The organism is Paracoccus aminovorans (assembly GCF_001546115.1).
Classification (GTDB): domain Bacteria; phylum Pseudomonadota; class Alphaproteobacteria; order Rhodobacterales; family Rhodobacteraceae; genus Paracoccus; species Paracoccus aminovorans_B.
This window is the reverse complement of record NZ_KQ955210.1, coordinates 338602-345742: the sequence shown is the minus strand read 5'-3', so window position 1 is coordinate 345742 and position 7141 is coordinate 338602. Positions and strand designations below refer to the sequence as shown.

The following is a 7141-nucleotide window of genomic DNA, read 5'->3' as shown; positions in this document are numbered from 1 at the left end:
ACTGGCTTACAATCGTCGGGCTCGTCTATACTGGTCTAGCACTTATGGGTTGGTCAGCGCCGGGTCTCACTGGTATTTCTCGAAAGTTGGCATTGGTTGCATTTCGAGCTTACTGCCGAAAGCGCGGAGTTCCGGAAGCTATTATTTTAACCAATACTTTCAGCGATAGCGGTGACTTAATCGGTCGTAATGGAGAACTATCGTAGGCGGGGTATCCTCGAACTTTCGCCTTATCTCGGGAACCGGCGGGGGGAGGTCCGCGCAAGACAGGTGCGAAAATAACTTTTTCACGCATTACATTTATTGCGCAGATACCCTATCTTTACGCAATAATGTTGCGTGAAGAGTTCTATCGTTTCCATGCCTGCCCTGACTGTTGACGAGCTGAAAGCCCAGCTCAACCTCGAACACGACCTGGACAACGCCCTTCTGGCCCAGAAGATCGCAGCCGCCGAAGCCTATGCCGCAAGCTACATCGGCGAGGCTGCCGTTCCCGACCCCTGCCCGGCAAGTATCAAGCAAGCGGTGCTGATGCTGGCCGCGTTCTGGTATGAGGTCCGCGAGGCTGCGAGCTTCGGCGGCAGCGCCTATGAGGTGCCTTTCGGCGTCCATGATCTTCTACGGCCGCACAAGGCATGGCTTGTCGGTTACGTCCCGGCCGAGGTCGCGCAATGAGTGATGACCTGATGAAGCAATCGGCCAAGCTCGCGAAGCGGCTGGCCGAGATCCCCGTCGAGATTGTCGCCGAGGTCCGGCCGGCGCTGATGCAAGCGGCCGAGGATACGGCCGAGGTCGCGCGCTCTCTGGCACCCGAGGATGAAGGCGACCTGAAAGCGTCGATCACGGTCACGCCGCCCGGTGGCATCACGCCGGCTTATGCTGCGCAAGGTGGTCGTCGCCAGGCTGCCGAGAACCAAGCGCTGGTGACTGTCGGCTCGCCCAAGGTCCGGCACGGGCACCTTGTCGAGTTCGGCACCGCGCCGCACGTCAACGGCGGGCAGTTCGCCGGCACCCGGCACCCCGGCACCGCTGCACGGCCGTTCCTGCTGCCTGCTGCACGGCTGACCCAAGACCGCAATCGTCGCCGCATCGGCCGCGCTGTCGGTCGCGCCGTGCGCAATGCTTCGAGGGCTGGCGCATGATCGACCCGAGCCTCGCTTTTCAAACGGCTCTGCGGGCGTCCCTGCTGGCGTCCTTGGCCGTCCTTGAGCATGTCCAGCCGGACAATATCCGGGCCGGTGCTGTCCGGCCTGATCGGTTCCCGGCCGTGATCCTCTCCGACCCGCGCGTCGAGTTTCTAGGCTGCGCGTCCGGCTCGCAGCGTCTCGCCCGCGTGGCAATCGAGCTGCATATCTGGGGCGAAGATGACGGCCAGGACACCGCGCGCAAGATCGGTGGTGCTGTCTATCAGGCAATCGAGTTCGGTCCGAAAGACACGGCCGAGATTCAGGTCGATGAATGGCACCGGCCGACGCTGGTCTGGCTGCGCGACCCGCAACCGTCCCTGACGATGACACATGGCGTCATGGCGCTAGAGGCTGTCGTGAGGTGGCGGGCATGATCGAGGCCGGCAAACTGAACCGGACGGTTCAATTCGAGCGCGAGGTCGAGACGGTGAACCCGTCCGGTGAGCTGCTCCCCGGAAATCGGACAGTGACGGAAGCTACGATCTGACGTTTGCTGGTCTCCAAGAACGAGGAGATCAGGAATGCGGAAACGCAGAAACCATGACGCGGGCTTCAAGGCGCGCGTGGCGCTCGAGGCCGTTAAGGGCGAGCGCACTGTGTCAGAGCTGGCGGGCGAATACGGCGTGCATCCGACGATGATCCATCAATGGAAGAAGGCGCTGCTCGACGGAGCTGCGGATATCTTCGAGCGCGGCGGCAAGAAGCCCTCGACGGAGGTGGATGAAGAGACGGTCCGATCACTGCATGCCAAGATCGGGGAGCTGGCTGTCGCCAACGATTTTTTGTCACGAAAGCTCAAGCCGTGGACCGGAAAGTGAGGCGTGGGATGATCGAACGGAACCACCCGGCGCTGTCCATCGGGGCGCAGTGCCGCCTGCTGTCGATCTCGCGCTCGTCGTTCTACCACGAGCCGGCTGGAGAGACGGATCAGAACCTCGGCCTGATGCGGCTGATCGACCGGCAGTTCCTCGACACGCCGTTCTATGGGGTTCGCCAGATGACCTGGCACCTGCAGAACGAAGGCCATGGCGTGAACCAGAAGCGCATTCGGCGGCTCATGCGACTTATGCGCCTGATGCCGATCTATCAGAAGCCCAACACCAGCAAGCCGAGGAAGGGCCACAAGACCTGGCCCTACCTGCTGGGCGGGCTGCGGGTGGATCGTCCCGGCCAGGTCTGGTGCGCCGATATCACCTACCTGCCGATGCGGCGCGGCTTCCTGTATCTGGTGGCCATCATGGACTGGTTCACACGCAAGGTTCTGGCCTGGCGCATCTCGAACACGCTGGAGGCCGACTTCTGCGTTGAGGCGCTGAAGGAGGCCATCCACCGCTTCGGCGCGCCGGGGATCATGAACACTGACCAGGGCAGCCAGTTCACGTCCTTCGCCTGGACAGATCGGCTAAAGCGCGTCGGCACCCGCATCTCGATGGACGGCAAGGGGCGGTGCATCGACAATGTCTTCATCGAGCGCCTGTGGCGGTCCCTGAAATACGAATGCGTCTACCTGCATGCCTGGGAAACGGGGTCACAGGCCAAGGCTGCCATTGGCCGATGGATCACCTTCTACAACCACCAGAGGCCCCACACCGCCCATGGTGGACGGCCACCCGCCGTGGTTTACTTCAACAATATCGAAATCGATCAGCAAGCGCAGGCAGTAGCTTAAATATCCCCGAAAACTGTCCAAGGATCGGGGAGTAGCTCACTGCAACAGCTTGACGGTGCTTATCAGCGGCTGGCCGAGGAAGCGACCAGCGCCGGCATGGCGATGCGCGGAGCTATCGGCCAGCTTGACGCTTGGGGCTACTACCGCGACCTGACCAGCCAGCATGGCAATGAACCGGGCAGCCCGAAGGAATGGGATGCGGGGCTGACAGCCGTGCAGGAACCGGACCCTGCCGGGCTGGAACGGATGCACGGCGAGGATGCCGACCGGCTGCTGATGGGCCGAGGGCTGGCGGTGGATGACGACAGCCGGGCAAGGCTGCTGCAATCCATGCACCGGGCCTTTGTCCAGTTCGGGGAACAGCAGGTGCGGCGAGGCTCGGGGGATTGGTCCCCGGATGCCAGGGCAGACAGGTTCCCGGCTTTCGAGGATGGGGCGACCGGCACAGGCAAGCCCAGTGCGGTTGGCGGCAGCTTGGTCGGGAAGGCTTCGATGCTGCCCGATGCACGGTCGCAAGGGGATGAAGGCGTGGGGATTCAAGGCATTATCCGCGGCAACCGCATGGAACTTCCGGACAAGAAGGCTCCATACCCGTTGGACAAGGTCAATCGGCAGTTCCAGGTGCCCTTAGCCGGCCGCTTGCGCGTCCTTGGCCGCGCGCCGGTGCTCGGGATGCAGCGAGGCGCCCAGAATATGCACGGACTGGTGGATGACATGCCCGGCATGGCCGACGATCAGCGGATCGGGCGGCGTCACGATCCCGGGGTCTTTGTCGGGATAGTCCAGCGTCGACAGGAAATGCCGCATGCAGTTCAGCCGCGCGCGCTTCTTGTCGTTCGACTTGACGATGATCCAGGGCGCGTCGGCGGTGTCGGTATAGAAGAACATCGCCTCCTTCGCCTCGGTGTATTCGTCCCATTTGTCGAGGCTGGCGAGGTCGATGGGCGACAGCTTCCAGCGTTTCAGCGGATCGGTCTCGCGTTCCTTGAAGCGGCGGCGCTGCTCGTCGCGGGTGACCGAGAACCAGTATTTGTAGAGCCGCACCCCGGCCCGGACCAGCATCCGTTCATATTCCGGGGCTTGGCGCATGAATTCCAGGTATTCGGTGGGCGAGCAGAAGCCCATCACCCGTTCGACGCCGGCGCGGTTGTACCAGCTGCGGTCGTAGAACACCATCTCGCCCGCGGTGGGCAGGTGCTGGATGTAGCGCTGGAAGAACCACTGGCCGCGCTCGACCTCGGATGGCTTGTTCAGCGCCACCACGCGGGCGAAGCGCGGGTTCAGATGCTCCATGAAGCGCTTGATCGTGCCGCCCTTGCCGGCGGCGTCGCGGCCCTCGAACAGGATGACGAATTTCTGCCCGGTCTCCTGGGCCCAGAGCTGCACCTTCAGCAATTCGGCCTGCAAGAGCGCCTTTTCCCGCTCATAGACCGCGCGGCCCATGCGGCGCGGATAGGGATAGCGCCCGGTCTCGAAGGCCAGGCGGATCGCATCCGGGTCGACGGTGGGAAAGCTTCTGGGCCCCTGCCCCTCGCCATTGCCATCGGCGGCCGGCTCCGCGCCGACCGCCGCATCCGGGACAGCGGCGGCGGCCGGGGGCGCGACCGCCCCGACCACCGTCGCCGCCGACTCGTCAACCCCGGAGGCTTCGGGCGTTTCCCTCTTGACCGTGATACCATCCATGCGCGCGTCCCTCCGTTACCACTCAACAAAGGAATTGTGACATAGGCCCGGGTGGGGCGCCTTGACGCGCATCAAGTTGTCGCAGGTTCTTGTCACATTTGACCAGGCGCGCGACGCGGATGACCCTGCCGACACTTGCCCTTGCCCCGCCCCGCCGCGCCATGAGATAACCCCGGCCCAAAGAGCAAGACGAGCAGGTGCCATGGCAGACGATCTTTTCCCGGCCTCGGACAAGGCGATTGACAGCTATTCCGCCGCGTCCATCGAGGTGCTGGAAGGGCTGGAACCCGTCCGCAAGCGCCCGGGCATGTATATCGGCGGCACCGACGAACGCGCGCTGCACCATCTGGTGGCCGAGATCCTCGACAACTCGATGGACGAGGCCGTCGCCGGCCATGCCAGCCGCATCGAGGTCGAGCTGCTGGCGGATTTCAGCGTGGTGATCCGCGACAACGGCCGCGGCATCCCGATCGACCCGCATCCGAAATTCCCCGGCAAGTCGGCGCTCGAGGTGATCCTGTGCACGCTGCATGCCGGCGGCAAGTTCTCGGGCGACGCCTATCAGACCTCGGGCGGGTTGCACGGCGTCGGCGCCTCGGTCGTCAACGCGCTTTCCGACAGCATGGTGGTGCAGGTCGCCCGCAACAAGGAGCTGTTCCAGCAGAGTTTCTCGCGCGGCATCCCGCTGGGCCCGGTCGAAAAGGTCGGCGCCGCCCCGAACCGGCGCGGCACCACCGTGACCTTCCACGCCGACGAGCAGATCTTCGGCCACCACCGCTTCAAGCCGGCGCGGCTGATCCGCATGGTGAAATCCAAGGCCTATCTGTTCTCGGGCGTCGAGATCCGCTGGAAGTCCGAGATCGACGATGGCGAGACGCCGCAGGAGGCGGTGTTCCATTTCCCGGGCGGGCTGGCCGACTACCTGAACGAACAGCTGACCGGCGCCTCGACCTATGCCGACCGGCCCTTTGCCGGCAGCGTGGACTACAAGGAGAAGTTCGGCGTCCCCGGCAAGGTCGATTGGGCGATCAACTGGACGCCCTCGCGCGACGGTTTCATCCAGAGCTATTGCAACACCGTGCCCACGCCCGAGGGCGGCACGCATGAGGCCGGCTTCTGGTCGGCGATCCTGAAGGGCATCCGCGCCTATGGCGAGCGGGTCAGCAACAAGAAGGCGGCGCAGATCACCCGCGACGACCTCTTGACCGGCGGCTGCGCGCTGGTCAGTTGCTTCATCCGCGAGCCGGAATTCGTCGGCCAGACCAAGGACCGCCTGGCCACGGTCGAGGCCGCCCGGCTGGTCGAGGGCGCGGTGCGCGACCATTTCGACAACTGGCTGGCGGCGGACACGAAATCCGCCGGCGCCATCCTGGACTTCCTGGTGCTGCGGGCCGAGGAGCGGCTGCGCCGCCGCCAGGAAAAGGAAACCGCCCGCAAATCGGCCACCAAGAAGCTGCGCCTGCCCGGCAAGCTGGTCGATTGCTCGGCCACCAACCGCGAAGGCACCGAGCTTTTCATCGTCGAGGGCGACTCGGCCGGCGGCAGCGCCAAGATGGCGCGCGAACGCCAGACCCAGGCGCTGCTGCCCCTGCGCGGCAAGATCCTGAACGTGCTGGGCGCCGCCAGTTCCAAGCTGGGCTCGAACCAGGAGATCAGCGACCTGTGCCAGGCGCTCGGCGTCGCCATGGGGTCCAAGTTCAACGTCGAGGACCTGCGCTACGACAAGATCATCATCATGACCGATGCCGACGTGGACGGCGCCCATATCGCCTCGCTGCTGATGACCTTCTTCTTCACGCAGATGCGGCCTCTGATCGACAAGGGCCACCTGTATCTGGCCTGTCCGCCGCTTTACCGGCTGACCCAGGGGGCGCATCGCATCTATGTCGCCGACGATGCCGAGAAGGAGCTCTGGCTCGCCAAGGGCCTGGGCGGCAAGGGCAAGATCGACGTGCAACGCTTCAAGGGCCTGGGCGAGATGGACGCCAAGGACCTGAAGGACACCACGATGAACCCCAGGACGCGCAAGCTGATCCGGGTCTCGATCGACGAGGAAGAGGGCGGCGAGACCTCGGACCTGGTCGAGCGGCTGATGGGCAAGAAGCCCGAGCTGCGTTTCCAGTTCATCCAGGAAAACGCGCAATTCGCCGACGCCGAGGAACTGGACCTGTGACCCTGGCCGCGCCGCTGGCTTTCTACGGGCTGGCGGCGCTGGCCGAGATCGCCGGCTGCTTCGCCTTCTGGGCCTGGCTGCGGCTGGGCCGCTCGGCCTGGTGGCTGGCTGCCAGGCATGGCCTCGCTGGCGCTGTTCGCCTGGCTGCTGACCCGGGTGCAGGTCGATTTCGCCGGCCGCGCCTATGCCGCCTATGGCGGGATCTATGTCGCGGCCTCGCTGGCCTGGCTGTGGCTGACCGAGGGCCAGGCGCCCAGCCGCTGGGACCTGCTGGGCGGCGGGCTGTGCATCCTGGGCGCGGTGGTGATCCTGGCCGGCCAGATGCGCCCGGCCTATATACCGTAATGGGCCCGCGCTGTTCCGATCGCCATGAAGGTGGCTGTCCCTCGGAGTGATGATGTTGAAACGGGGTCCGACGATGATGTCGGC

8 protein-coding genes and 2 pseudogenes are annotated in these 7141 nt (G+C 64.6%); 8 read left to right on the top strand and 2 right to left on the bottom strand.

The window, feature by feature from the left end; all coding sequences use genetic code 11:
* The 5 genes from ASV56_RS24220 to ASV56_RS19515 form a co-directional block, all read left to right on the top strand.
* Positions 1 to 206: hypothetical protein (locus tag ASV56_RS24220; RefSeq protein WP_216635422.1), on the top strand; the 206-nt coding region annotated here is incomplete at its 5' end.
* 154 nt (positions 207 to 360) lie between these two features.
* Positions 361 to 675: a head-tail connector protein gene (locus tag ASV56_RS19535; protein ID WP_062563646.1), complete on the top strand. Its 315-nt coding sequence runs from the start codon at positions 361 to 363 to the stop codon at positions 673 to 675.
* Positions 672 to 1142: an HK97 gp10 family phage protein gene (locus ASV56_RS19530; RefSeq protein WP_062563645.1), complete on the top strand. Its 471-nt coding sequence runs from the start codon at positions 672 to 674 to the stop codon at positions 1140 to 1142. The genes ASV56_RS19535 and ASV56_RS19530 overlap by 4 nt, the downstream gene beginning before the upstream one ends.
* Positions 1139 to 1561 carry a tail completion protein gp17 gene (gene gp17, locus ASV56_RS19525; RefSeq protein WP_062563644.1) on the top strand — a complete coding sequence of 141 codons (423 nt, stop codon included), beginning with the start codon at positions 1139 to 1141 and terminating at the stop codon, positions 1559 to 1561. The genes ASV56_RS19530 and gp17 overlap by 4 nt, the downstream gene beginning before the upstream one ends.
* A 147-nt stretch (positions 1562 to 1708) precedes the next feature.
* Positions 1709 to 2856 (top strand): IS3 family transposase gene (locus tag ASV56_RS19515; protein ID WP_437435906.1). Its coding sequence is split into 2 segments (ribosomal slippage): positions 1709 to 1964 and positions 1964 to 2856, totalling 1149 coding nucleotides; the frame shifts between segments, so codons are not numbered across the junction.
* 36 nt (positions 2857 to 2892) lie between these two features.
* Here the strand turns inward: ASV56_RS19515 and ASV56_RS24675 are convergent.
* The gene (locus ASV56_RS24675) at positions 2893 to 3183 is read right to left on the bottom strand and encodes a hypothetical protein (protein ID WP_062563643.1); all 291 of its coding nucleotides are present in this window, start codon (positions 3181 to 3183) and stop codon (positions 2893 to 2895) included.
* Between the two features lie 137 nt (positions 3184 to 3320).
* Between ASV56_RS24675 and ASV56_RS24670 the strand changes: the two are divergent.
* Positions 3321 to 3504, top strand: a pseudogene (locus ASV56_RS24670) (IS3 family transposase); the annotation flags it as partial.
* Here the strand turns inward: ASV56_RS24670 and ppk2 are convergent.
* Positions 3484 to 4539 carry a polyphosphate kinase 2 gene (gene ppk2 / locus ASV56_RS19505; protein WP_253880174.1) on the bottom strand — a complete coding sequence of 352 codons (1056 nt, stop codon included), beginning with the start codon at positions 4537 to 4539 and terminating at the stop codon, positions 3484 to 3486. The pseudogene ASV56_RS24670 and the gene ppk2 sit on opposite strands and share 21 nt — an antisense overlap.
* Positions 4540 to 4741: 202 nt before the next feature.
* On the opposite strand from ppk2, the gene parE reads away from it, so the two are divergent.
* Together parE and ASV56_RS19495 are read left to right on the top strand one after the other, a co-directional pair.
* Positions 4742 to 6712, top strand: coding sequence for a DNA topoisomerase IV subunit B (gene parE / locus ASV56_RS19500; RefSeq protein ID WP_062563642.1), 1971 nt, complete (start codon positions 4742 to 4744; stop codon positions 6710 to 6712).
* Positions 6709 to 7057, top strand: a pseudogene (locus ASV56_RS19495) (YnfA family protein). Before parE ends, ASV56_RS19495 begins: the two are co-directional and overlap by 4 nt.
* Positions 7058 to 7141: the final 84 nt, after the last annotated feature.